The organism is Arthrobacter sp. HY1533, assembly GCF_027568515.1.
Lineage (GTDB): Bacteria > Actinomycetota > Actinomycetes > Actinomycetales > Micrococcaceae > Specibacter.
Window position 1 is genome coordinate 1 of the sequence record NZ_JANKZF010000008.1, and the last position, 21,142, is coordinate 21,142.

At 65.5% G+C, this 21,142-nt stretch carries 20 protein-coding genes; 11 read left to right on the forward strand and 9 right to left on the reverse strand.

Annotated elements, in window-relative coordinates:
- The first annotated feature begins 65 nt into the window (after positions 1-65).
- Together PCK14_RS07960 and PCK14_RS07965 are read left to right on the forward strand one after the other, a co-directional pair.
- Positions 66-698: a TetR/AcrR family transcriptional regulator gene (locus PCK14_RS07960; RefSeq protein ID WP_269937941.1), complete on the forward strand. Its 633-nt coding sequence runs from the start codon at positions 66-68 to the stop codon at positions 696-698.
- The gene (locus PCK14_RS07965; protein ID WP_269937942.1) at positions 695-2,332 is read left to right on the forward strand and encodes an MDR family MFS transporter; all 1,638 of its coding nucleotides are present in this window, start codon (positions 695-697) and stop codon (positions 2,330-2,332) included. The genes PCK14_RS07960 and PCK14_RS07965 overlap by 4 nt, the downstream gene beginning before the upstream one ends.
- Before the next feature lie 60 nt (positions 2,333-2,392).
- Here PCK14_RS07965 and PCK14_RS07970 read toward each other — a convergent pair whose 3' ends face one another.
- Both PCK14_RS07970 and PCK14_RS07975 read right to left on the reverse strand, forming a co-directional pair.
- Positions 2,393-3,067, reverse strand: coding sequence for an ABC transporter ATP-binding protein (locus tag PCK14_RS07970; protein WP_269937943.1), 675 nt, complete (start codon positions 3,065-3,067; stop codon positions 2,393-2,395).
- Positions 3,068-3,070: 3 nt separating this feature from the next.
- Positions 3,071-4,513 (reverse strand): ABC transporter permease, encoded by a 1,443-nt coding sequence (locus PCK14_RS07975; protein ID WP_269937944.1) that lies wholly within the window; start codon positions 4,511-4,513, stop codon positions 3,071-3,073.
- A 162-nt stretch (positions 4,514-4,675) separates the two neighbouring features.
- On the opposite strand from PCK14_RS07975, the gene PCK14_RS07980 reads away from it, so the two are divergent.
- Both PCK14_RS07980 and PCK14_RS07985 read left to right on the forward strand, forming a co-directional pair.
- Entirely contained in the window at positions 4,676-5,749 is a 1,074-nt protein-coding gene (locus PCK14_RS07980; protein WP_269937945.1) for a lipid II:glycine glycyltransferase FemX, read from the forward strand.
- A gap of 71 nt (positions 5,750-5,820) precedes the next feature.
- A complete protein-coding gene (locus PCK14_RS07985) occupies positions 5,821-7,302 on the forward strand; it encodes a threonine/serine ThrE exporter family protein (RefSeq protein WP_269937946.1) in 1,482 nt (493 codons plus the stop codon).
- Positions 7,303-7,326: 24 nt separating this feature from the next.
- On the opposite strand, the gene PCK14_RS07990 is transcribed toward PCK14_RS07985, so the two are convergent.
- Together PCK14_RS07990 and PCK14_RS07995 are read right to left on the reverse strand one after the other, a co-directional pair.
- Positions 7,327-8,181 carry a siderophore-interacting protein gene (locus PCK14_RS07990; RefSeq protein WP_269937947.1) on the reverse strand — a complete coding sequence of 285 codons (855 nt, stop codon included), beginning with the start codon at positions 8,179-8,181 and terminating at the stop codon, positions 7,327-7,329.
- A gap of 80 nt (positions 8,182-8,261) precedes the next feature.
- Positions 8,262-9,017 carry a uracil-DNA glycosylase gene (locus PCK14_RS07995; RefSeq protein WP_269937948.1) on the reverse strand — a complete coding sequence of 252 codons (756 nt, stop codon included), beginning with the start codon at positions 9,015-9,017 and terminating at the stop codon, positions 8,262-8,264.
- Between the two features lie 192 nt (positions 9,018-9,209).
- Here PCK14_RS07995 and PCK14_RS08000 point away from each other — a divergent pair, with 192 nt between their 5' ends.
- The gene (locus PCK14_RS08000; RefSeq protein ID WP_269938108.1) at positions 9,210-9,494 is read left to right on the forward strand and encodes a DUF3263 domain-containing protein; all 285 of its coding nucleotides are present in this window, start codon (positions 9,210-9,212) and stop codon (positions 9,492-9,494) included.
- A 41-nt stretch (positions 9,495-9,535) separates the two neighbouring features.
- Positions 9,536-10,132 carry a LytR C-terminal domain-containing protein gene (locus PCK14_RS08005; protein ID WP_269937949.1) on the forward strand — a complete coding sequence of 199 codons (597 nt, stop codon included), beginning with the start codon at positions 9,536-9,538 and terminating at the stop codon, positions 10,130-10,132.
- A 74-nt stretch (positions 10,133-10,206) separates the two neighbouring features.
- Here the strand turns inward: PCK14_RS08005 and PCK14_RS08010 are convergent, their stop codons facing one another.
- Positions 10,207-10,827, reverse strand: coding sequence for an isochorismatase family protein (locus PCK14_RS08010; protein WP_269937950.1), 621 nt, complete (start codon positions 10,825-10,827; stop codon positions 10,207-10,209).
- Positions 10,828-10,896: 69 nt separating this feature from the next.
- Positions 10,897-11,742 (reverse strand): ABC transporter substrate-binding protein, encoded by an 846-nt coding sequence (locus tag PCK14_RS08015; protein ID WP_269937951.1) that lies wholly within the window; start codon positions 11,740-11,742, stop codon positions 10,897-10,899.
- A gap of 215 nt (positions 11,743-11,957) precedes the next feature.
- Here PCK14_RS08015 and PCK14_RS08020 point away from each other — a divergent pair, with 215 nt between their 5' ends.
- The 3 genes from PCK14_RS08020 to PCK14_RS08030 all read left to right on the forward strand — a co-directional run bounded on the left by PCK14_RS08020 (position 11,958) and on the right by PCK14_RS08030 (position 15,855).
- The gene (locus PCK14_RS08020; protein ID WP_269937952.1) at positions 11,958-12,827 is read left to right on the forward strand and encodes an Lrp/AsnC family transcriptional regulator; all 870 of its coding nucleotides are present in this window, start codon (positions 11,958-11,960) and stop codon (positions 12,825-12,827) included.
- Between the two features lie 268 nt (positions 12,828-13,095).
- Positions 13,096-14,730: a chaperonin GroEL gene (gene groL / locus PCK14_RS08025; protein WP_269937953.1), complete on the forward strand. Its 1,635-nt coding sequence runs from the start codon at positions 13,096-13,098 to the stop codon at positions 14,728-14,730.
- Between the two features lie 168 nt (positions 14,731-14,898).
- Positions 14,899-15,855: a ribonuclease HI family protein gene (locus tag PCK14_RS08030; RefSeq protein ID WP_269937954.1), complete on the forward strand. Its 957-nt coding sequence runs from the start codon at positions 14,899-14,901 to the stop codon at positions 15,853-15,855.
- A 10-nt stretch (positions 15,856-15,865) separates the two neighbouring features.
- Here PCK14_RS08030 and PCK14_RS08035 read toward each other — a convergent pair whose 3' ends face one another.
- The 3 genes from PCK14_RS08035 to PCK14_RS08045 all read right to left on the reverse strand — a co-directional run bounded on the left by PCK14_RS08035 (position 15,866) and on the right by PCK14_RS08045 (position 18,593).
- Complete coding sequence (locus tag PCK14_RS08035; RefSeq protein WP_269937955.1) at positions 15,866-16,159, reverse strand: WXG100 family type VII secretion target; 294 nt, start codon at positions 16,157-16,159, stop codon at positions 15,866-15,868.
- Between the two features lie 132 nt (positions 16,160-16,291).
- Positions 16,292-17,857 carry a sensor histidine kinase gene (locus PCK14_RS08040; protein WP_333474352.1) on the reverse strand — a complete coding sequence of 522 codons (1,566 nt, stop codon included), beginning with the start codon at positions 17,855-17,857 and terminating at the stop codon, positions 16,292-16,294.
- Between the two features lie 25 nt (positions 17,858-17,882).
- Positions 17,883-18,593, reverse strand: a complete 711-nt coding sequence (locus PCK14_RS08045) for a response regulator transcription factor (protein ID WP_269938109.1) — start codon at positions 18,591-18,593, stop codon at positions 17,883-17,885.
- 212 nt (positions 18,594-18,805) lie between these two features.
- On the opposite strand from PCK14_RS08045, the gene PCK14_RS08050 reads away from it, so the two are divergent.
- Together PCK14_RS08050 and PCK14_RS08055 are read left to right on the forward strand one after the other, a co-directional pair.
- Entirely contained in the window at positions 18,806-19,696 is an 891-nt protein-coding gene (locus tag PCK14_RS08050; RefSeq protein ID WP_269937957.1) for a sugar phosphate isomerase/epimerase family protein, read from the forward strand.
- 27 nt (positions 19,697-19,723) lie between these two features.
- The gene (locus PCK14_RS08055) at positions 19,724-21,133 is read left to right on the forward strand and encodes a sulfatase family protein (RefSeq protein ID WP_269937958.1); all 1,410 of its coding nucleotides are present in this window, start codon (positions 19,724-19,726) and stop codon (positions 21,131-21,133) included.
- Positions 21,134-21,142: the final 9 nt, after the last annotated feature.

Sequence of the window (21,142 nt, forward strand, 5' to 3'; positions counted from 1 at the left end):
CACACAGGGGGCGGTAAAATTATTAGAGGTGCTAAATGCGCCCCCCCGGCGCATAAACTTGAGACATGCAAAAAACCACCACTGTGCCGCTGCGTGAGCGGAACCGCCTGGAAACATGGGCGTTGATCCATGACAAGGCCTCGGGCCTGGCGCTCGAGGAGGGCATGGCAAAAACCACCGTGGAAGCCATTGCAGATGCCTCCGGCATCTCCAAGCGCACCTTCTTCAACTACTTCCCCACCAAGGAAGACGCCGTGCTGGGAACCCAGCAGCCAACGCTCCCGGATGAGGCCGTGGCGGACTTTCGGGCCCACGGCGGGGAAGACCTGTTCGGCCGCACAGTGCGGCTCATGGTGGCCGTGATCCGGTCCATGTTTCCCGAAGCCTCCCTGGCGGAGCGCCGCAAGGAACTCAAGGGCAAGTACCCGGAACTGAGCCGCACCATGATTGCGCACGTCACCGCCGCCGAGGGGCTGGTCGAATCGATCCTGGTGGAGCGCTACGAGCAGGAAGACCCGCAGTTCGCCGAGGCCGGCCTGCCCGGCGGCCGCGACGGGGCCAAGGCGCTGCTGATGCTGGCCGGCACCGCCATGCGCTTCGCGTTCAACCGCGACCCCTCCGCCGTCTCCGCCGGCGACACACAGTCCGTGGATGAATCCATTGAAATTTTCCGAGAGGCAATCAAAGCAACCCTATGAGCACCCAAGCAACCGCTGAAACGCCGGCCGACCCCGCCGAGAAGCGCAAGATTGTCCTCCTGTTCGCAGGCCTCATGGTCACCATGCTGCTGGCATCGCTGAACCAGACAGTGCTCTCCAGCGCCCTGCCCACCATGGTGGGCGAGCTGAACGGCGTCGAGCACATGGCCTGGGCCATCACGGCGTTCATCCTGGCCTCCACCATCATGATGCCTGTCTACGGCAAGCTCGGAGACCTGCTGGGCCGCAAGCCCATGCTGCTGTTCGCGATCTCCATCTTCACGGTGGGCTCCGTCATCGGTGCGCTGGCCCCGGACATGGGCACGCTCATTGTTGCCCGAGTGGTCCAGGGCCTCGGCGGCGGTGGCTTGATGATCCTCTCCCAGGCGACCATTGCCGACGTCGTCCCCGCCCGTGAGCGCGGCAAGTACATGGGCATCATGGGCGGCGTCTTCGCGTTCTCCTCCGTGGCCGGACCGCTCATCGGCGGCGGGCTGACCGAGGGCCCGGGCTGGCGCTGGACATTCTGGATGAACGTTCCGCTGGCCGTGCTGGCCATTTTCGCCACGATCTTCCTGCTGCACGTGCCCAAGGTGGTCCACACCGTCCGGCCCAAGATCGACTACCTGGGCATGGCCCTGATCACCGTCGCCACCACGGCCATTGTGCTGGTGGGCACCTGGGGCGGCTCGCAGTTCGCGTGGTCATCGCCTGAAATTCTGGGCCTGGCCGCCGTCGCCGTTGTGACAGGCGTGCTGTTCGTGCTGGTGGAGCGCCGTGCCGCCGAGCCGGTCATGCCGATGATGCTGTTCAAGAGCCGCAACTTCAACCTGACCACCATCGCCGGCCTGCTGACGGGCATCGCCATGTTCGGCGCCATTGGCTACATCCCCACCTACCTGCAGATGGCCACGGGCTACTCCGCCACGGTGGCCGGCCTGCTCATGATCCCCATGATGGCCTGCCTGCTGGTGGTCTCGATCATCGTGGGCCGCCGCGTTTCCGCCACGGGCCGCTACAAGCTCGCCCCCATTGTCGGTTCGGCAATCCTTGCCGTGGCGCTGCTGCTGCTGGCCACGCTGAAGGCCGAAACCCCCATTTACATGCTGTGCATCTACCTCGGCATCATGGGCATCGGCCTGGGCGCCAGCATGCAGATCATGACCCTGGTGGCACAGAACTCGTTCCCGCTGAAGTTCGTGGGCACCGCCACCGCCGGGCAGAACTACTTCCGCCAGGTGGGTGCCACACTGGGCTCCGCCGTGGTGGGCGCAGTGTTCGCCACCCGCCTGCACGAGCTCGTCGCCGAGAAGCTCCCCGGCGGCACGGGCGGCGGGGGCGCCGGCTCCTTCACCCCGCACCTGGTCGCAGGCCTGCCCGAACCCATTAAGCGCCTCGTGATCGAGTCCTACAACGAGGCACTCATCCCGCTGTTCCTGTGGATGGTGCCCCTGGCCGTGCTTGCCACGATCGTCCTGTGCTTCGTCAAGGAGGTCCCGCTGGCCACCAAGATCGACCGCGAAACGCCTGTGGACATCTCGCCGGCGGCCATGGCCGAGTTTGAGGCCGAGGTCAAGCACGACGACGCTGCCTCCGGTGAGTTGGAAGCGGAAGCTGCCGCGCCCGGCAAGTAGGCAACAGCAGCTCCTGCAGCGCAGCTGCCGCACCTTGTGCGGCTGCTGCGCTGCAATTGTTTAATCGTCCTCGGTGAGCTTGCCGCGGGCCAACCTGAACTTCCTGTCGGTCTGCGAAGCCAGTGCCTGGTCGTGGGTGACCACCAGGATGGTTGTCTTCTTCTCGTGGGCCAGGCGCCGCAGCAGCTCGATGATCAGCTCGCCTGTTTCATCGTCTAGGTTTCCTGTGGGCTCATCGGCCAGGATCAGCTTCGGGTTGTTGGCCAGTGCCCTGGCGATTGCCACCCGCTGTTGCATGCCGCCGGAGAGCCGGTTGGCCTTGCGGGAATGCATCTCCTCGGTCAGCCCCACCTGGTTCAGCAGTTCCGCCGCCCGTGCACTGCGCGCGGAGTGGGACCGGCCCGCGAACTCCATGGGCAGCATGACGTTCTCCTGGGCGGAGAGGTTCGGGATCAGGTTGTAGGACTGGAACACAAAGCCAATGTCGTCCCGGCGGTAGGCCGTCAGCTTCCGGTCGGGCAGCTTGGAAATGTTGACGTCGTCCACCACCACGTCGCCCGAGGTGGCCTTGTCCAGGGCTCCCAGCAGGGACAGCAGCGTGCTCTTTCCGCTGCCGCTCTTGCCCAGGATCGCCGCGAATGTTCCCTGCTCCAAGCTGAAGCTGACACCGTTGACGGGCTTGATGGTGCGGTCCCCGGAATTGAAGGTCTTGACTACATCTGTGACGCTCAGCATGGCTTACTCTCCTCGAAGGACTTCAATGGGGCGGACTTTTGCGGTCAGCAGGGCCGGGATGAGGGCGCCTATCGCGGCGATCAGCAAGATGCCGACGGCGCCCATCACCAATGTCTGCCAGCCCACGGACGTGCTGATGGTGCCGATGAGTTGTTCGGCGCCGGCCAGGGCGCCGCGGGTGCGCGCAAATCCGCCCCCGCCGAATCCGCCGCCGCCCGGGGTACTGCCGGGGCCGGCCGCGGTGGTGCTGGCCGAGGGAGTGTTGCCAGAGACCAGGGCATTGGCGATGGGGCTGCTGCTGAACGCCGCAACCACGGCACCCACCACTGTCCCCAGCACCACCAGCACCATGGCTTCCAGCACGAACTGGACACCGATGGTCCGGTTGGATGCCCCGATGGCCTTCAGGACGCCAATTTCGCGGCGCCGTTCGCGCACCACCATGATCATGATCAGCAGCACGATCAACCCCGCCGTCGCCAGGGAAGCAATGTAGGCAATGAGGGAAATATTGGCCACGCTGCCCAGCGAGGAGATGGCGGACTGGAGGTTGGCCGAGCCGGCCGTGACGTCCACGTTGCTGGCGCCCAGTGCGGAAGTCAGTGCGGCTTGGGTGCTGGCAACGTTGTCGATGCTGTTGACCTGCACTGTGAGGCTGCTGAGCTGTCCGGCCTGGTCGGTCAACGCTTGGGTTGCGGCGAGGGGAAGGTAGATGGCGTTGTTCTCGAAGGTGTCCCCGGCGTCAAAGATTCCGGTGACGGTCATGGTCCGGTCCTGCACAGTGAACGTCGATCCCACCTTGAGTGAGTTCTTGGTGGCCAGGGTGCTGCCCACCAGGGCCTGGGTTGAGGCTGCATCAAAGTTGTTCAGCTGATTGCCGTTGGTGACATTGATGGCTGTGCCCGTGGCCGTTGTTGAGGCGGCAACACCCGTTGCCTGGATGGGGATGCTGAATGTGGGCGCGGCCGTGCCGCCGGCTGGTGCCGAACCGCCGTTGCTGTTGTTCCGCTGGCCAATGGACCCCGGCGCCACGGCAGACACCAGGCTGGTGGTGCCACTGGCGCCGAAGCCCCCGCCGGGCCCGCCGCGTCCGGGTGCAGCCGATTCACCCGTGCCCGTGGTGGATCCCGTGGCTTCTGCCGCGTTTCTCAACCTCACCACCAGCGTCCCCGTGACTGATGTGACGTTGTCCACCGCCGAGGCCTTGGCCAGCTCCGCCTCGGTCAGTGGCTCGCCGCCGCCGAGCCCGCCGCGGGAACCGGCCGGATTGACAGTCAGCGTGTTGCCCACCGACGCCTTGAGGGAATCCACCCTGCTGCCGACGGCCTCGTTGGCCACCAGCATGGCAAGGGCCAAACCTATGGCGACGGCCAGGATCACCACCACGGCACCGCTGCGCACCTTGTTGCGAAACGCGTTGCCCACGCTCCGAGAAACCACTCCCATGTCCAGCTCCCTGCACTTGCAGCCGCCCTCGCGGCGGCCGTTCACTGTTCATGTTCTGGCCGCGTTTGTGGGGTTTGTGGTGCGGGGGCTGTGAGTGGGCTGTGAGAACGCATCCCGGTAGACTGGGGGCAGCGAACACATGCCAACGTAATTGAGGGTCTCTTGCCAGAATTCACCGCCCGATTTGCCACCGCCGCCGAGATTGACCAGTGGGACACGCTGGTCACCGGCAACCCCAACGGCGGCAACATTTTGCAATCCGAAGCGTTTGCGGCCACCAAGAAAAACTACGGCTGGGACATCCAGCACGTGGCGTTTGAGGGCCCGGAGTACACCAGCTATAACCTGGTCCTGCAAAAATCCTTCCCCATCCTGGGCAAGTTCTGGTACCTCATCAAGGGGCCGGACACGGCGTCCGTCGAGCACATTCCGGCCATGCTTGATGCCCTGCGCGCCTTCGTGAAAAGGGCCAGGCTGAACGTCTTCGCCGCCAAGATCGAGCCGGACATTGTGGCCTCCGAGGAGGCGCGTGCGGTGCTGGAGTCGGCCGGGCTCATCAAGGTCCCGGACCTGCAGCCCAACGACAGCACGGCCCTTCTGGACATCTCCCCGGAGTCCAATGAGCTGCTCCGCAAGCTGCACTCGCGCGGCCGCAACGCCGTGCGTCGCGCCATGCGCGAAGGCGTTGAGGTGGTCCGCATGGAACCCACCGAGGCAACCATGAAGACCATGTACGAGCTCATGGTGGGCACCATCACGGCCAAGTCCACCGCCACGGCACGTGACTTTGAGTACTACCGCCAGTTCTGGACCGAGTTCACCAAGCGCGGCCAGGGCCACTTCTACTTTGTCTACGAAGACGGCGTGCCCTCGGTGGGGGCGTTTGTCATCAACTACGGTTCCAAGGCCACCTACAAGGACGGCGGCTCGCTGCAGAAGCGCAACCAGTACGGTGACTCGCACCTGGTCCAGTGGGTTGCCATCAATGACATGAAGGAACTCGGGGCCGTGCAGTACGACTTCTGCGGCACACCGCCCTCGGACCGGCTCAAGGACCCCACGCACCCGCACCACGGGTTGGGCCTGTTCAAGACAAGCTTTTCCAAGACTGTCACCGACTTTGTGGGTTGCTACGACCTGGTGCTCAGCCCGCTGCGGTATAAATTGTGGTCTACGGCGGGTGAGCGGGTGTTCCGCCAGCTGTACATCCGCCGGACCGGGAAGCAGTTCTACTAAGACATTTCAGACGGTGTGGGCGGCGGCAGATCCCGCCGCCCACACCCCACGCCAGGCACCAGGGAGCATGAATGGCCACCAATCCCAGCAGCCGGGAATCGAGTTCCAAGGCGCCGGCCGCCGGCCTGATTCCGGTGGTGCCGGCCGCCAAGCCCAACAAGGCCGCGCGGAATGTGCTGCGCAAGCTGGTGCAGGGGGAGGCCCCGCCCACGGCACCCATGAACATCGTGGACAGGCTGGCTGGCAGCCCCTACGCCAACTTCACCATCCAGGTGGGCAAGGCCGAGGAATCCTCGCGCAAGACCATTGACTTTGCGCTGCGCCTGGCCGAGACCATGTTCCGCTACGGGGCAGGCGCCCTCGAGGTTGAGACGAGCATCATTGCCGTCACCGCTGCCCTGGGCCTGCGCAACATTGAAGTGGACATCACCAACCAGTCGGTCATCATCAACTACGCGCCCCGGGACGCTGTGCCCATCACGCTGCTGCGGGTGGTCCGCTCCTGGACAAACAACTATGCGGGCCTCGTGGAGGTCCACGAACTGGTCACCGACATTGTCAGCGGCGGAGTCACCAGGGACGAGGCCTACCGGCGGCTGGACGTGATCGTCAAGAAGCCCAAGCCGTTCCCGCGCTGGATGGTTTCGGTGGCCGAGGCCGTGTTTGCCGCCGCAGTGGTCGGCGTCATCGGCGGCACCATCTTCGGCATGATGGTGGCCTTTGCCACGATCCTGTTGGCCGGGCAAGTGGCCCGCGTCCTGGGCAGGTGGCGCGTCCCGGACTTCTTTGTCACCTCCATCAGCTCCTTCATCGTCACCATCGTGGCGGTGCTGTGCTTCATGTTCCACGTCCCGCTGAGCCCCTCCATAGTGGTGGCCGGCGGAATCCTGCTCATGCTGCCATCGGGCAGGCTCGTCTCGGCCGTGCAGGATGCCATCAACGGCTTCCCGGTCACGGCGGCCGGTCGGTTCCTTTCGGCCTTCCTGACCTTCGGCGCCATTGTCGCCGGCATTGCCGTGGCACTGGTGACCAGCACACTCTTTGGCGCCGACAGGCTCAATGTGGCCGAGACACTCTCGGGCACACTGCCGCTGCCACTGGTGTTGGCGCTCGTGGCGCTGGCCACCGTGGCCATCTGCATCGCCGAACAAACGTCCAAGAAACTGCTGGTCCCCACCACCGCCGTGGCCCTGGCCGGCTACCTCGTCTACAACTTCGGCATGGTGTTTGGCCTGGGCGGCCGCTTCGCCCCGGCCCTGGCCGCCGTGGTGATCGGCATCCTGGCCCGGATCGTCGCCCTCCGGCTCGGGGCGCCCCAGCTCGTGGTGGCGGTGCCCTCGGTCATCTTCCTGCTGGTGGGGTTGTCCATTTTCCGCGCCATGTTCGTCATGACGCTCACACCCGAGGACTCCGTGACCGGTGCCGTGGGCATCTTCAACGCCCTCATTGTCATCCTGGCCGTGGCGGCCGGCGTGGTTCTGGGCGACAACATCGCACGGCCCTTCACCCGCAGCAACGGCCACAAGGACAACCGCCGCAACCGCCGCCGCTAGGTCCGCCGAGCACGGCAGATACGGCTACAGGATCTTGCCGATGGGTTCCTTCTTTTCGGCCTGGAAGTAGTCCTCCGTGCGGCCGTACGCCCAATAGCCGGAGAGGGAAACCTGGCCGCGTTCCAGGCCGCGCTGCTTGAACAGGATGTCGCGCAGGGCCTTCATGTATTCGCGTTCCCCGTGGACAAACGCGTCGACGCGGCCTTCCTGCCAGGCGCCGTTGGCCACGGCGTCCAGCAGTGCGGTGCTGGCATCGGGGGTTGCCCCGTTGCGGAAAACCCAGGTGAGTTCGACGGCGTCGGGCTTGTCCAGCGGCTGGATGTCCTCCGCGGTGTCGACCTCAATGTATGCCTGTCCCCGGGCGCCGGCCGGCAGGGATTCCAGGGCCGCGGCGATGGCGGGCAGTGCCGACTCGTCGCCGGCAAAGAGGAACCAGTCGGCGTCGGGGTTGGGGCGGTAGGCGCCGCCCGGGCCGGTGAAGATGATGCGGTCCCCGGGCGCGGCCGAGGCGGCCCAGGGGCCCGCGAGGCCGGCGTCGCCGTGGACCACGAAGTCAATGGCAACTTCCTGCGCCGCGGCGTCGAAGCTGCGAACAGTGTAGGTGCGGGTCACGGGCCAGTGCTCGCGCGGCATGGTCTCGCGCAGGGCAAACACGTCCACGGGCTCGGCATACTCAACGCCCGGCTGCAGGAAATGAATCTTCACATACATGTCCGTTGCGTCCTTGGGCTCAAACTCGGCCAGCCCGGGACCGCCGGCAACCACGCGCACCATGTGCGGGCTGAGCTGCTCGGTGCGGAGCACCCGGAGGGAGAACTGGGGGCGGGGCTTGACGGCGGGCGCCACGACGGCGGCGGATGCGGACTCGGATGATGTCACTTGAACTCCTGGTGCCGGGCACGCGCCCGGCCTTGCGGCACGGGACCCGCGCCAAGTTAGGTTGTCCTAACGAGTCTAGTTCACGGCGGCAGCTTCCAGTCGACAGGGGTGGCGCCTTGCGCTGAGAGCAGATCGTTGACGCGGCTGAACGGCCTGGACCCGAAGAAGCCCCGCGAGGCTGATAACGGGCTCGGATGCGCCGATTCGATCACGGCCGTGCCCTCCAGCATCGGCGCGAGGCGCTGGGCGTCGTTGCCCCACAGCACGCTGACCAGCGGCTGAGCCCGTGCGGCCAGGGTGGTGATGACAGCATCGGTGACCTCCTCCCAACCACGACGGCGGTGCGAACCTGCCTGGCCCGGCGCCACCGTGAGCACCCGGTTCAGGAGCAGGACGCCCTGCCGGGACCAGGCGCCAAGGTCGCCGTGGGCGGCCGGCGGGATGCCCAGGTCCGTGTGCAATTCCTTGTAGATGTTGTTCAGGCTGCGGGGGAGGGGGCGGGTGGTCTTGTCCACCGAAAAGGCCAGGCCCACCGAATGCCCCGGGGTGGGGTAGGGATCCTGCCCCACGATGAGGACCTTCACCTCCGCCAAGGGGGTGCCCAAGGCCCGCAGCACCTGGGTGGGAAGGGGCAGGAAGCGGGTTCCGGCGTCGTACTCGGCGTTGAGCATGGCACCCAGGCGGCGCAGGGCCGGATCCTGGGCGGACAGGGCCTGCGCCCAATCCGGCGACACCAGCTCCAAAGGGGCTTCCCGCAGTGTGGCCAAGGCCTTGAGCTGGACGGCATCCCAGGGTGTCGGGGCGGGGAGGTCAAAAAGGGGCTCGGTGCTGTCCATGAAGTCCATTCTGGGCCATCGGGACATGCAGCTCACGCCCATGCCCATGCGTGGGCCCAAATGACATGGCTGTCATTCGCACTTATCATTGAAAGGGCAGGCCAAAATTGCAACGCCCGCACAAACTTACGCAGCACAAGGATTCAAGGGAGGGCCGTCGTGGCCGAAGCAGTCCGGCACGGACAGGACCCCGTGGACCCCGGTGCAACCCCCGAACCCGGTGCCGGCCTGGGCCCGCTCACGGAGCGCGACGAGCAGATGCTGGACCTGGAACGGCAGTGGTGGAAGTACGCCGGCGCCAAGGAACAGGCCATCCGCGACATGTTCGACCTCTCGGCCGTGCACTACTACCAGGTGCTCAACGCGCTCATCGACACGGAGGCCGCGCTGGCCTATGACCCCATGCTGGTCAAGCGTTTGCGTAGACTACGTACGTCACGCCAACAGGCCCGTTCCGCCCGCCGCATGGGCAACTGACCGCCCGGCCACCAACGCACGCACAAGGACACCACTGCACTATGAGTAATTACCCGCGGGATGAATTCGATGCTGTTGAGGAGAATTCGGCGCGCCATGGCGTCCACCGCTCGTCCATGGAGGTGCGCAGCCGCTCGTTGCTGCCGCTGATGGTTGTTGGCGTGGCGGCACTCTGCGTGGGGCTGCTGGCCTTCTTCATCCTGCCCAAGATTTCCAACAACACCACCCCGCCTCCCGCGGCCCAGACCAGTGCCACGGCACCGGCCACGACAGTGGCGCCCACCACGGAAGCGCCCAGCCCGACTCCTGAGGCGACTCCCACGCAGCAGCCGACGCCGACGCCGACCCCCACGCCCGCTTCGGTGGTGGACAAGACCGTCGCCGTGGCCGTCTACAACGCCGCGGGCATTTCGGGCCTGGCCGCACAGTACGCCGGCAGCATCACGGCCGACGGCTGGACCGTGTCGCAGCAGGCAAACTGGGCGGGGCAGCCGCAGCCGGCATCGGTCATTTTCTACAACGGCATCACGCAGAAGGCCAACGCCGAGGCGCTTTCCAAGCTGCTGAACATCCCCACGCTGGTGGACACCGCCGAACTCGGCATCCCGCTTGCCGTGGTCCTGGGGCCCGGCGCGTAGCTTTCGCCCCAGCAACAAGGAGCCACCCGGCCGGGATGTTCACCGGCTGGGTGGCTCCTGCCTTTGGCGGTGTCCTAGAGCGAGAATCCGGGCGGTGTGGCCAGTGACGGGTTGTCCTTGCTGAAGCGGCGAATGTTCTCCACCGTCCTGACCCAGTCGTAGAGAAGTTCCTTCGCCGAAATTTGCTCAATGCCGGCATTTTGCATGCGCACCAGGCCATTGTGGTGGGCCCTGCCCGGTGAAAACAATGCGTCGTGAATGGCCACAACCCTGTAGCCGAGTGCCTGCAGCTGCAAGGCTGAGTGGGCCACGCAGATGTCGGTTTCCAAGCCGAGCAAAATGATGGTGGACCGCCCATGGCGCTGGACTTCCGCCAAGATCTCCGGGTTGTCCGCTGCGGAAAAGGCGTGCTTGGGCAGCATGGCCGTTCCCGGCGCGAGGGCGGACCTGATGTTGCCGGCGGTCCTGCCGTTGGTGGAAGAGTCTTCCTCGGTGGCCACGGCAGGAACACCCAGCGACCCGGCCGCCCCGGCAACCCAGGCCACTGTTTTGAAGACACCTGCCAAGGTTTCCCGATCCACGTCGGTGCGGTGCGCGCGGTAGAAGTTCTCCTGGGCGTCAATGACAAGGACAAGCGAATCACGGATGTCCAGAAGACCCGTTGTCTTGACTTGCTCGCGGTATTCGATGCTCATGTTCGTACCCTTCGTGGTGGTTCTGTGGAGATGCTGGCGGTGCGGCGGTGGAGCTCCGGGATGTAGCGGCTATTTGCCCTTGTAGATCCGGTTCACGTCCAGGGAGTACTTCTGGGCTGTCGTGGCCAAGGTTCCGTTGTCTGCCAGCGCCTTCAATCCGGCGGCTACATCCTTGGTGAGCCCGGACCCCTTGGCTGTGTAGACGGCGAACTGGGTATCGGCGTCAAAGAAGCTGGGCCCGGTCTTGAGCTTGCCGCCCGACTTTTGGGCAACATCGACGGCGGAGACATCCGTTTCAATCAGTGCATCGACCTTGCCGTTGAGGAGTGCGGCCACAGTCAGGACGTTCTGCGGGTAACTTTGGATTTCCACCGCGGGATTGCCTGCCGCCTCAAATTTTGCGGACAGTTTCTTGAGCGTTGCCTCGTTGGCGCCGCCGGAGAGGACCGCAACCGACTTGCCGGACAGGTCGTCAATCGACTTGATGGAGTCGGTGCCTGACGGCACCACCAGGGCCGGTCCCGTCAGCAGGTAAGGGCTGGCGTCCGCCACCTTCTGGCGGTCGGCGTTCACATACAGGGCCGACCAGACCAGGTCGCACCGCTTGGCGGCGAGGGCCGGCATGAGCCCATCGAAGCTGGAGATGGTGAATTGGGGCTTGACGCCCCAATGGTTGGCGAGGGCAACGGCTGAATCCGCGTCAAATCCGATCGGTTGTCCGCCTGTGCCGTTTTCGAAGTACTCCATCGGGGAGTATTCCGGGTTGATGCAGATGGCCAGTTCGCCCGCCTTCAGTAGGCCTGCCGGCGCATTGTCTGACTGCGTCGCGGTTGTGGCGGTGCTTGCCGATCCGCAGGCGCTGGCACCCGCCAGCAGGGCGGCGGCAAGGAATCCGTGGAGCAGAACTTTTCGCATGTTGTTTCCTTTGGACGGTTGCTGGAAGTGCGGTGGATCACACTCTAGGCGACTCTTAAGTGCAAATCCTCAGTCGTTTTCTCCTTGATGATGGATATGATCGGTATGCCTGGGCATTTCATAGCACATTCGCCACATCGAATCGGCTGACGGACTTTTTGTTCCCAACCATTCGGGCAAAAAAATTCTTGCCCAATTTCAAGCACTGGAGCGTCATGGACCAAATGGACCGCAGGATTCTCGATGAACTCCTGGCGGATGGGCGGATTAGCCAACAAGACCTGGCCGGCAGGACGGGACTGTCCAGGGCGGCGGTGGCCCGGAGGCTGGCAGGGCTCCTGGCCACCTCGGGGGCGCGCATTGTGGGGCTGGTGCACCCCTCGGTCCTGGGGCAAACGGTCATGGCGCACGTGGCCATTGACGTCGACGGTCCCGCCGGCCCCCTTGCCGCGAGCATCGCCGGAGACGAGGGAGTTCCCTTTGTCTCCGTGGCCTTGGGGACAAGGGCCCTGGTGGCCGAGATCCGGGTCCGGAGCCAGGCGGAGTTGTTTCAGGGCGTTGCCCGCATCAGGGACTTGCCGGGCGTGGTTGCCACCAGCGTCAGCACCTATACCGAGCTCCTGGTGGATGTCCTGGCCCAAACCAGTCCGGCCGGCCACGAACCGGATGAAATCGACCATGTGTTGATCGAGGCCTTGCGCCTGGATGGCAGGGCCAGCTATGCGGCCCTGGCGGAGGCTGCGGGTGTCTCCGCCGGAACGGCCCGCATCCGCGTGCTGAAACTCTTGGAAAATGGTGTGGTCCGGATTGGGATGATCTGGGACCCCGGCACCCAGGACCGGCAACAGCGGGTCGGCCTGGGATTGCGGGTCCGTGGTTCATCCGCCGGCGTGGCCTCCCGGCTTGCCAGGCTTCCCGGGATGACGTTCCTGGCCTCCTCCATTGGCCAGTACGACATCGTGGCATCATTTGATGGCTCGACATCGGGTGACGTGGTCGCCGCGCTCAACGAAATTCGAAAGCAGCCCGAGGTCATCCAGTGCGATACGTGGGTTCATCTGCAGGTGGTGAAGGAGCGGCACTGAGTCTGCGGCCGCCGGGCGTTCGCCCGAAGCTCACATTGCCCTTCCCGCTTGCACTCTGGGATGCCGAGTGCTAATTATTGAGTTAGCACTCTGAGGTGGCGACTGCTAATTATTGGCCGTCTGGCCGCCGTCGGAGTTTAGAACTTTCCTCAAAAGGTGAGGTTTTGCGGGCGCTGTACATAGATCAGCGGCCGCAATTCCGTCCGTCGCGGGCACCTGCTGCGGTTTTTGTATCCGAAATGACTGTCCCGAAAGGACTGAAGCCTCCATGGCCAAGCTCATTGCATTTGATGAAGAGGCACGCCGCGGCCTTGAGCGTGGGTTGAACATCCTCGCCGACGCCGTCAAGGTCACCTTGGGCCCGCGCGGTCGCAACGTTGTTCTCGAAAAGAAGTGGGGCGCCCCCACGATCACCAACGATGGTGTTTCCATCGCCAAGGAAATCGAACTGGACGACCCGTACGAGAAGATCGGCGCAGAGCTGGTCAAGGAAGTCGCCAAGAAGACTGACGACATCGCAGGCGACGGCACCACCACCGCCACGGTCCTGGCCCAGGCACTCGTCAAGGAAGGCCTGCGCAACGTAGCTGCCGGCGCCGACCCGCTGTCACTCAAGCGCGGCATCGAGAAGGCTGTTGCAGCCGTCATCGAGCAGCTGCTCATCTCCGCCAAGGAAATCGAGACCAAGGAAGAGATCGCGGCAACTGCCTCCATCTCCGCCGGCGACTCCGAGATTGGCTCCCTCATTGCCGAGGCCCTGGACAAGGTTGGCAAGGAAGGCGTCATCACCGTCGAGGAGTCCAACACCTTCGGCCTGGAGCTCGAGCTCACCGAAGGCATGCGCTTCGACAAGGGCTACATCTCCGCTTACTTCGTCACGGACACCGAGCGCCAGGAAACGGTCCTCGAAGACCCGTACATCCTGATCGTCAACTCCAAGATCTCCAGCGTCAAGGACCTCGTTGCAGTCCTGGAAAAGGTCATGGCTTCCAACAAGCCGCTGCTGATCATCGCCGAGGACATCGAAGGCGAGGCGCTTGCCACGCTGATCGTGAACAAGATCCGCGGCCTGTTCAAGTCCGTTGCCGTCAAGGCACCGGGCTTCGGCGACCGCCGCAAGGCCCAGCTGGCCGACATCGCCATCCTCACCGGTGGCCAGGTCATCGCCGAGGAAGTTGGCCTCAAGCTCGAGAACACCACCCTTGACCTGCTGGGCAAGGCACGCAAGGTTGTTGTCACCAAGGACGAGACCACCATCGTTGACGGTGCCGGCGACGCAGAGGCCATTGCCGGCCGCGTTGCACAGATCCGTGCCGAGATCGAAAACTCCGATTCCGACTACGACCGCGAGAAGCTGCAGGAGCGCCTGGCCAAGCTGGCTGGCGGCGTTGCAGTCATCAAGGCCGGTGCCGCAACCGAAGTTGAGCTCAAGGAACGCAAGCACCGCATCGAAGACGCAGTGCGCAACGCAAAGGCTGCTGTTGAAGAGGGCATCGTCCCCGGCGGTGGCGTTGCACTGATCCAGGCTGGCGTGAAGGCATTCGAAGGCCTGAACCTGACCGGTGACGAAGCAACCGGCGCCAACATCGTCAAGGTTGCCATCGATGCACCGTTGAAGCAGATTGCCTTCAACGCAGGCATGGAGCCCGGCGTTGTTGTGGACAAGGTCCGCGGCCTGCCCGTTGGCCACGGCCTGAACGCCGCAACCGGCGTTTACGAGGACCTGCTGGCTGCCGGCGTCAACGACCCGGTAAAGGTAACCCGCTCTGCCCTGCAGAACGCGGCTTCCATTGCCGGCCTGTTCCTCACCACCGAAGCCGTTGTTGCGGACAAGCCTGAGAAGGCTGCTCCCGCCGGCGGCGGCGACGACATGGGTGGCATGGGCGGCATGGGCGGCTTCTAGTCCCCAAGCCCTCCCGGACTGGATCCGCTGGCGCGTATCCAGTCCGGGGCCCTCGGGCTCGTGGGCCCACCCAAGCCTCACCACGTTTTCACCACCAAAGGCGCCCTCTCTTTCCGGAGTGGGCGCCTTTGGCGTTTAAGTGTCGGTGGAGTCTGAAAGTATGGAGCAATGACTATTACTGCTGCTGCCGACGGTTCGGCACTGGGAAACCCCGGACCGGCCGGCTGGGCCTGGTACGTTGACGAAAACTGCTGGGCCGCCGGCGGCTGGCCGCACGGAACCAACAACATGGGCGAGCTCATGGCCGTCCTGGACCTCTTCAGGGCCACGGCACACCTGCCCAACGAGCCGTTGCACATCCTGTGCGACAGCCAGTACGTCATCAACTCGGTCACCAAGTGGATGCCGGGCTGGAAGCGCAAGGGCTGGAAGAAGTCGGACGGCAAGCCCGTGTTGAACCTCGATCTGCTCAAGGAAATTGACGCAGCCCTCGTGGGCCGCAAGTACACCTTCGAATGGGTCAAGGGCCACGCAGGCCACGACCTCAACGAGGCCGCCGACGACCGTGCCCGTGACGCCGCCACCGCCTACCAGGCCAAGCGCGAGCCCAACCGCGGCCCGGGCTTCCCCGGCTCCGGCCAGGCCGCCGCTTCCCCCGCCTCCCCGGCAGCCCGCCCCGAGCCCGCCCAGGATCTGCCGGATGCGCTGTATGGCGACCCCGGCCAGCCCGACCTTTTCTCCATGCTCGAGGACGAACCGGACCCCTCCTTCGCCACACCCCGTGAGGCCTCGCTGGAAAGCGTCGTGGACCTGGAGCGCGAGCTGCTGGACCCGGCCGTGCGGGCCGACCCGCTCCGCGCCGCAGAGCTGATGCACCCGGACTTCCAGGAGATCGGCGCCTCCGGGCGCCTGTGGTCGCGCCAGGACATCCTGGAGATGCTGGCCGACGACGAAGCCCCGAGCGTGGAACTGGAAGTCCTGGGACTGGCCCGCCTTGATGCGGCCACGGCCCTGCTGACCTACCGAAGCGCCTCGGCCCGCGGCAGCTCGCTGCGGAGTTCCGTGTGGCAGCACAACGACGGCCAGTGGCGGCTGCGCTTCCACCAGGGCACGCGCGAGGGCTGATCCGCAGACCTCAGCGGGCTGTGAACATGCGCATGTTGGCCTCCTCCGCCTGCGCGTACTGGGTTGCCGCCATGGACAGCGCGCCGTTGATGCTTTCCAGGGACGCCTCAACCCGCAGTTCAGTTGCATGCCATTCCTGCAGCAGCGCCTGGAAATTGGTGGCGGCAGCCCCTGTCCAGGTGGACTGCAGCTCCAGCAGGTTGCGCTTCATGGCGTCCACCTCCATGCGGATGCGGTCCACCGAACCCCTCACAGCTGTGCTCTTGAGTGCCAGCTCGTCGCTGTTGACGTTGAATTGTGCCACGATGTGCTCCTGCCCTGGTTCCGGTGTGCCAGAATCGGCTGCCGGCCCGGGAGGGACCGGCCACCGCTGGCAGGATCCACGCTAGGGCCCGGGCGGCTGCCGCAGCGGCGCCCGGGTGAATCTGTGGAGTGCCTAGTGGCCAGGGCCGCCTGTGGGGGAACCGGAGCCATCGGAACCCTCGAATGCGGTGTCATCTGCACCGTCGCCTTCGGTGGGGTCGGCACTTTCGTGGGCGCCGCCGTCGTCCATGGCCTGGAAGGGCAGCTCGATGGCCATGGTGGCGCCGCCGCCGGGGGTCTGTTCCAGGCGAACGGTGCCCTCGTGCGAGGCCACGATGGCAGAGACAATGGCCAGGCCCAGGCCGCTGCCGCCGGTGTTGCGGTCGCGGGAGGAATCGGCGCGGTAGAAGCGCTCGAAGACGCGCGGCGCCTCCTCCTCCGAGATCCCGGGGCCGTGGTCGCGGACCTTGATGACGGAGAACTTGGCATCGCCCTCGCTGCGGGTTCCCACCACAATTTCAATGGGTGAGCCCTCGGGGGTGTAGCGCAACGCATTGCCCATGAGGTTTGCAACCACCTGGCGCAGCTTTGCCTCGTCGCCGACGCTGGGCGCAGGGGTGCCGGGGCCGCCGTCGAGCCCCACCACCGCGAAGGTGCGGTCACGTGCCGTGGCGCGGGCGTCGAGAACGGCGTCATGGCCGATGATGAGCAGGTCAACGGGCTTGAGCTGCAGGGGGCGCTGCTCGTCGATGCGGGCCAGGACCAGCAGGTCCTCCACGAGCTCTCCCATGCGCTTGGCCTCGCTCTCGATCCGGCCCATGGCCGTGCCCACGTCCTCCGGGGTCTGGAGGGCGCCGTGGCGGTACAGCTCGGAGAATCCGCGGATCGTGACCAGCGGCGTGCGCAGCTCGTGGGAGGCGTCGGCCACGAAGCGGCGCATCTTCTTCTCCGAGGCCGTCCGGGCCGCGAAGGCGTGCTCGATGTGCGCCAGCATGGTGTTCAGGGAGCCGGACAGCCGGCCCACCTCAGTGGCGGGGTTCTCAATTTCCACACGCCTTGAAAGGTCCCCGGCGGCAATGGCCGCGGCCGTCTTCTCCACCCGGCCCAGGGGGCGGAAGGAGCGCGTCACGGTCCAGTAGGCAATCATGGTGCCGAGGGTGACGGCAAGGATGGCCACCCCGGCGATCACGACGGCCAGGCGCTCCATGGTGAGGTTGAGGTTCTCGTACGGCAGGCCCACCACAACATAGCCCATGTACTCGGGCCGGTTCTGGGTGACATCGGCCGGGCCATAGTTGAACTTTTGTGGCGCAATCACAGTGATGCGCCACGGGGCGCCGCCGTCGCTGCTGGGCACTGTGAACGTCTTGCCGTTCAGGGCCCGGGCAGCCGCCATGGAATAGGCGGGGTAGACGGGCTTGTCCTTGCCCGACCGGTTCTGGTCGGCGAGGGTTCCGTCGTCGAAGTGGAAGCCAACGTAGTAGTCAAAGGCGAAAGGCGTCTGCCCCGTGCTTTCCGGGTCCACGGTGCCGAACTGGACGATCGACTTCTGGAAGGTGGTCAGCTGCGTGTCCATCTGGTCTTCCAGGAAGGAGTGCAGCAAAAGGAACGTCGTGGCACCCAGTGCCATCAGTGAGACGCCCAAGAGGGCGCTGATGATGGCCACCAGCTGGGAGCGCAGGGAGGCGTTCTTCCACAACGTAATCAATGTCTTGGCGGCGGTGCTAGCGCTTGTCGGGGGTCCGCAACACGTAGCCCACGCCGCGCTTGGTCTGGATCAGGGCAGGCAGCGTTGCGTCGTTGTCCACCTTGCGGCGCAGGTAGGAAATGTAGGACTCCACAATGGAGGCGTCGCCGTTGAAGTCGTACTCCCACACGTGGTCAAGGATCTGGGCCTTGGAGAGCACGCGGTTGGGGTTGAGCATGAGGTAGCGCAGCAGCTTGAATTCGGTGGGGGAGAGCTCCACGGTCTTGCCGGCGCGGCGCACCTCGTGGGCGTCGTCGTCGAGCTCGAGGTCGGCAACACGCAGCACGGCGTCGTCGTCATCCGTGGGCTGGGTGCGGCGCAGCACGGCGCGGATGCGGGCCACCACCTCGTCCAGGCTGAACGGCTTGGTGACGTAGTCGTCGCCGCCCACCGTCAGGCCCGTGACCTTGTCCTCGGTGTCGTCGCGGGCGGTGAGGAACAGGACGGGGAAGTGCCGGCCGGCGGCGCGCAGGCGCCGGGTGACGGTGAATCCGTCCATGTCCGGGAGCATGACATCCAGGACGGCGAGGTCCGGGTTGTGTTCTTCGGCTGCTGCGAGTGCGTCGCGGCCGTTGGCGGCGGCAATGACCTCAAACCCGGCAAAGCGCAGGGAGGTGGAGAGCAGCTCGCGGATGTTCGGCTCGTCATCGACAACGAGCAGCTTGGCTTCAGGTCCAGTCTTTTTCACCATTTCAGTCTCCGACCATTGGCTGGGAATACGCTGGATATTCCTTGGGTAAGTACTGTCAGCTTACGCCCAGTCAGTTCCCAGCGACTAGTAGGGGAGGCGAAAAATATCCCACAGCTTCGCCAGCAGGCCCGGGCGAGAAACAATGCGCAGCTTCGGGTGTCACGAACATTGATGGAAAGCGATTTCCCAATTACTGTGGGAAGACACCGATGAATGCTGTTGAAAGGTTCTCCATGCCCCTGGCCTACTCCACCCTTGGCTGCCCGGGCGATTCCCTGGCCCAGGTCATCGCCACCGCCCACGCCTCAGGCGCCACGGGCCTGGAGATCCGGGCGGCCGACGGCGAATTCGCCTTCCCGGGCATGGACGCGTCCCAGCGGGCGGATGTCGCGGCCGAGCTCGCCGCGGCCGGCCTGACGGTGCTGACCCTGGCCAGCTACGTGCGGATCTGCGCCCCGGCTCCGCAGCCCGACGGCGCGGACGATCCGGTCCTCGCGGAGCTGCTGGACGCCGTCGAACTTGCAGCAGGACTTTCCGCCGGCAACCGCGGCACCGGCGCGCAGGTGCGCGTGTTCCCCGGGGCGGGGATCGAGCCGTGCGGGCTGGGTTCCGAGCCGTCGGCCGAGATGCTGGCGGCGGACCTGCTGGGGGCGCGCAGGCTCAACGCCGCGGCGCAGCGGGCGCGGGAGCTCGGCGTGACCATGCTGCTTGAAACGCACGACTCGCACCCCAGGGGGACGGACATCGTGCGGATCCTGGCGCACGTGGACCCGGCCGCCCCCGTCAAGGTCATTTGGGACCTCATGCACCCCTGGCGCCACGACGAAGCGCCCGCCCGCACCGCGGAACTGCTCGCGGACTCGCTGGCGTACGCGCAGTACAAGGACGGGGTGCGCAACCCCGGAACAAACACCGTGGAGCTGACCCTGCCCGGGCAGGGTGAGCTGCCGCTGACGGAGATGCGGGACCTCGTGGCCGGGATTTCCGCAGCCCACGGCATCACCGATCCCTGGATTTCCCTGGAATGGGAGCGTGCCTGGCACCCCCACCTGCCGCCCGTGGCTGAGGCGCTGGAAGCACTCAAGTCAGTCCTGGCCTAGGCCCACACGTATTAACAAGGAGCAGCAATGAAGCGCCAGCCCAACATCATGGTCATTGTTTCCGACGACCACGGCTATGCCGACCGTTCCATCCTGGGTGTCCGGGACGATGTTTCCACCCCGGCACTGGACAGGCTGGCGCGGGAGGGCGCCTCCTATTCAGATGCCTACGTGACCGCGCCCATCTGCTCTCCGTCGCGGGCGGGCCTGGCGGCCGGCAGCCACCAGCAGCGGTGGGGTGCGCGCTGGTTCACGGACTCGGAAATCTGCCCGGAGAATGTGCCCACCATTGCCGAACTGCTGCGCGGCGAGGGCTACACCACGGGCTACTTCGGCAAGGTCCACTACGGCACCGAACACCACGGGGACCGGGGAACGCCGCCGCAGCACGGCTATGACGAATCGTTCTACGGGCTCGCGGGCGAATCCATGGGCCGGCTGAACTACCTGCACCACTCCGAGGATTCCGTGGCGGACTACGGCCAGGAGGCCGCGTTCCGCATGGCGGTCCAGCCGTTGTGGAACGGCGAGGAGCCGCAGGAGCTGGAGGGCTTCCTGACCGATGCCATCGGGGAGCGGACCCGGCAGTTCGTGGCCGAGCATGCGGACAAGCCGTTCCTGGCCACCGTGGCCTTCAATGCCGTCCACAACTTTTGCTGGCAGTTGCCGGCGGAGGAGCTCGCGAAGCGCGGACTGCCCGCCTACGAGGACTGGAACCCGGGCGCCGGAGAATACATCGACTGGTACGACGGCGCCATCAGCCCGCACCTGGACAACGGCCGCGCCTACTACCTGGCACAGCTGGAGCTCATGGACGCGCAGATTGGGCTCATCCTGGACCAGCTGGATGAACTGGGCCTGGCCGAGGACACCATTGTTGTTTACCTGACCGACAACGGCGGCTCCACCTGCAACTACGGCGTGAACCTGCCCCTGCGCGGCACCAAATACACCCTGTGGGAGGGCGGCGTGCGTGTGCCGTTCCTGCTGCGCTGGCCCGGGCAAGTGCCCGCGGGGCAGACGCGCACCGGGCTCACGAGTTCCATGGACATCCTGCCCACGGCACTCGCGGCCGCAGGGGCGGACCCCGCCACGTATGCTCACTGCGACGGCCTGGACCTGCTGGCCGCCCCGGGCGGCCACGAGGCCCTGCACTGGGACTGCGGCTGGCAGTGGTCGGTGCGCCGCGGCGACTGGAAGCTGCGCTGGGTGGAACCCGGCTCGCCCGTGGCCCAGGCCATCCTGGACGTGGAGCACGCCGATCCCGGCAGCGGCTACTTCCTGTGCAACCTCGCTGCGGACCCCGGGGAAATCACCAACCTGTACGACGTCGAAACAACAGTTGCCGCCGAGCTCGCCGCCTTGCACGAGGCCTGGGAGCGGGACGTTGCCAACACGGCAGGCAAGGGCTGGCCCATGGCCGAAATATTCTCCTAACGACTCCTT

Coding starts and splice junctions, on each gene's coding strand:
- PCK14_RS07970 (WP_269937943.1), bottom strand. CDS start 3,067: ATGCTGAGCGTCACAGATGTAGTCAAGACCTTCAATTCCGGGGACCGC.
- PCK14_RS08010 (WP_269937950.1), bottom strand. CDS start 10,827: ATGAGCATCGAATACCGCGAGCAAGTCAAGACAACGGGTCTTCTGGAC.
- groL (WP_269937953.1), top strand. CDS start 13,096: ATGGCCAAGCTCATTGCATTTGATGAAGAGGCACGCCGCGGCCTTGAG.
- PCK14_RS07985 (WP_269937946.1), top strand. CDS start 5,821: ATGGCCACCAATCCCAGCAGCCGGGAATCGAGTTCCAAGGCGCCGGCC.
- PCK14_RS07965 (WP_269937942.1), top strand. CDS start 695: ATGAGCACCCAAGCAACCGCTGAAACGCCGGCCGACCCCGCCGAGAAG.
- PCK14_RS08015 (WP_269937951.1), bottom strand. CDS start 11,742: ATGCGAAAAGTTCTGCTCCACGGATTCCTTGCCGCCGCCCTGCTGGCG.
- PCK14_RS08030 (WP_269937954.1), top strand. CDS start 14,899: ATGACTATTACTGCTGCTGCCGACGGTTCGGCACTGGGAAACCCCGGA.
- PCK14_RS08005 (WP_269937949.1), top strand. CDS start 9,536: ATGAGTAATTACCCGCGGGATGAATTCGATGCTGTTGAGGAGAATTCG.
- PCK14_RS08020 (WP_269937952.1), top strand. CDS start 11,958: ATGGACCAAATGGACCGCAGGATTCTCGATGAACTCCTGGCGGATGGG.
- PCK14_RS07960 (WP_269937941.1), top strand. CDS start 66: ATGCAAAAAACCACCACTGTGCCGCTGCGTGAGCGGAACCGCCTGGAA.
- PCK14_RS07975 (WP_269937944.1), bottom strand. CDS start 4,513: ATGGGAGTGGTTTCTCGGAGCGTGGGCAACGCGTTTCGCAACAAGGTG.
- PCK14_RS07995 (WP_269937948.1), bottom strand. CDS start 9,017: ATGGACAGCACCGAGCCCCTTTTTGACCTCCCCGCCCCGACACCCTGG.
- PCK14_RS08050 (WP_269937957.1), top strand. CDS start 18,806: ATGAATGCTGTTGAAAGGTTCTCCATGCCCCTGGCCTACTCCACCCTT.
- PCK14_RS08055 (WP_269937958.1), top strand. CDS start 19,724: ATGAAGCGCCAGCCCAACATCATGGTCATTGTTTCCGACGACCACGGC.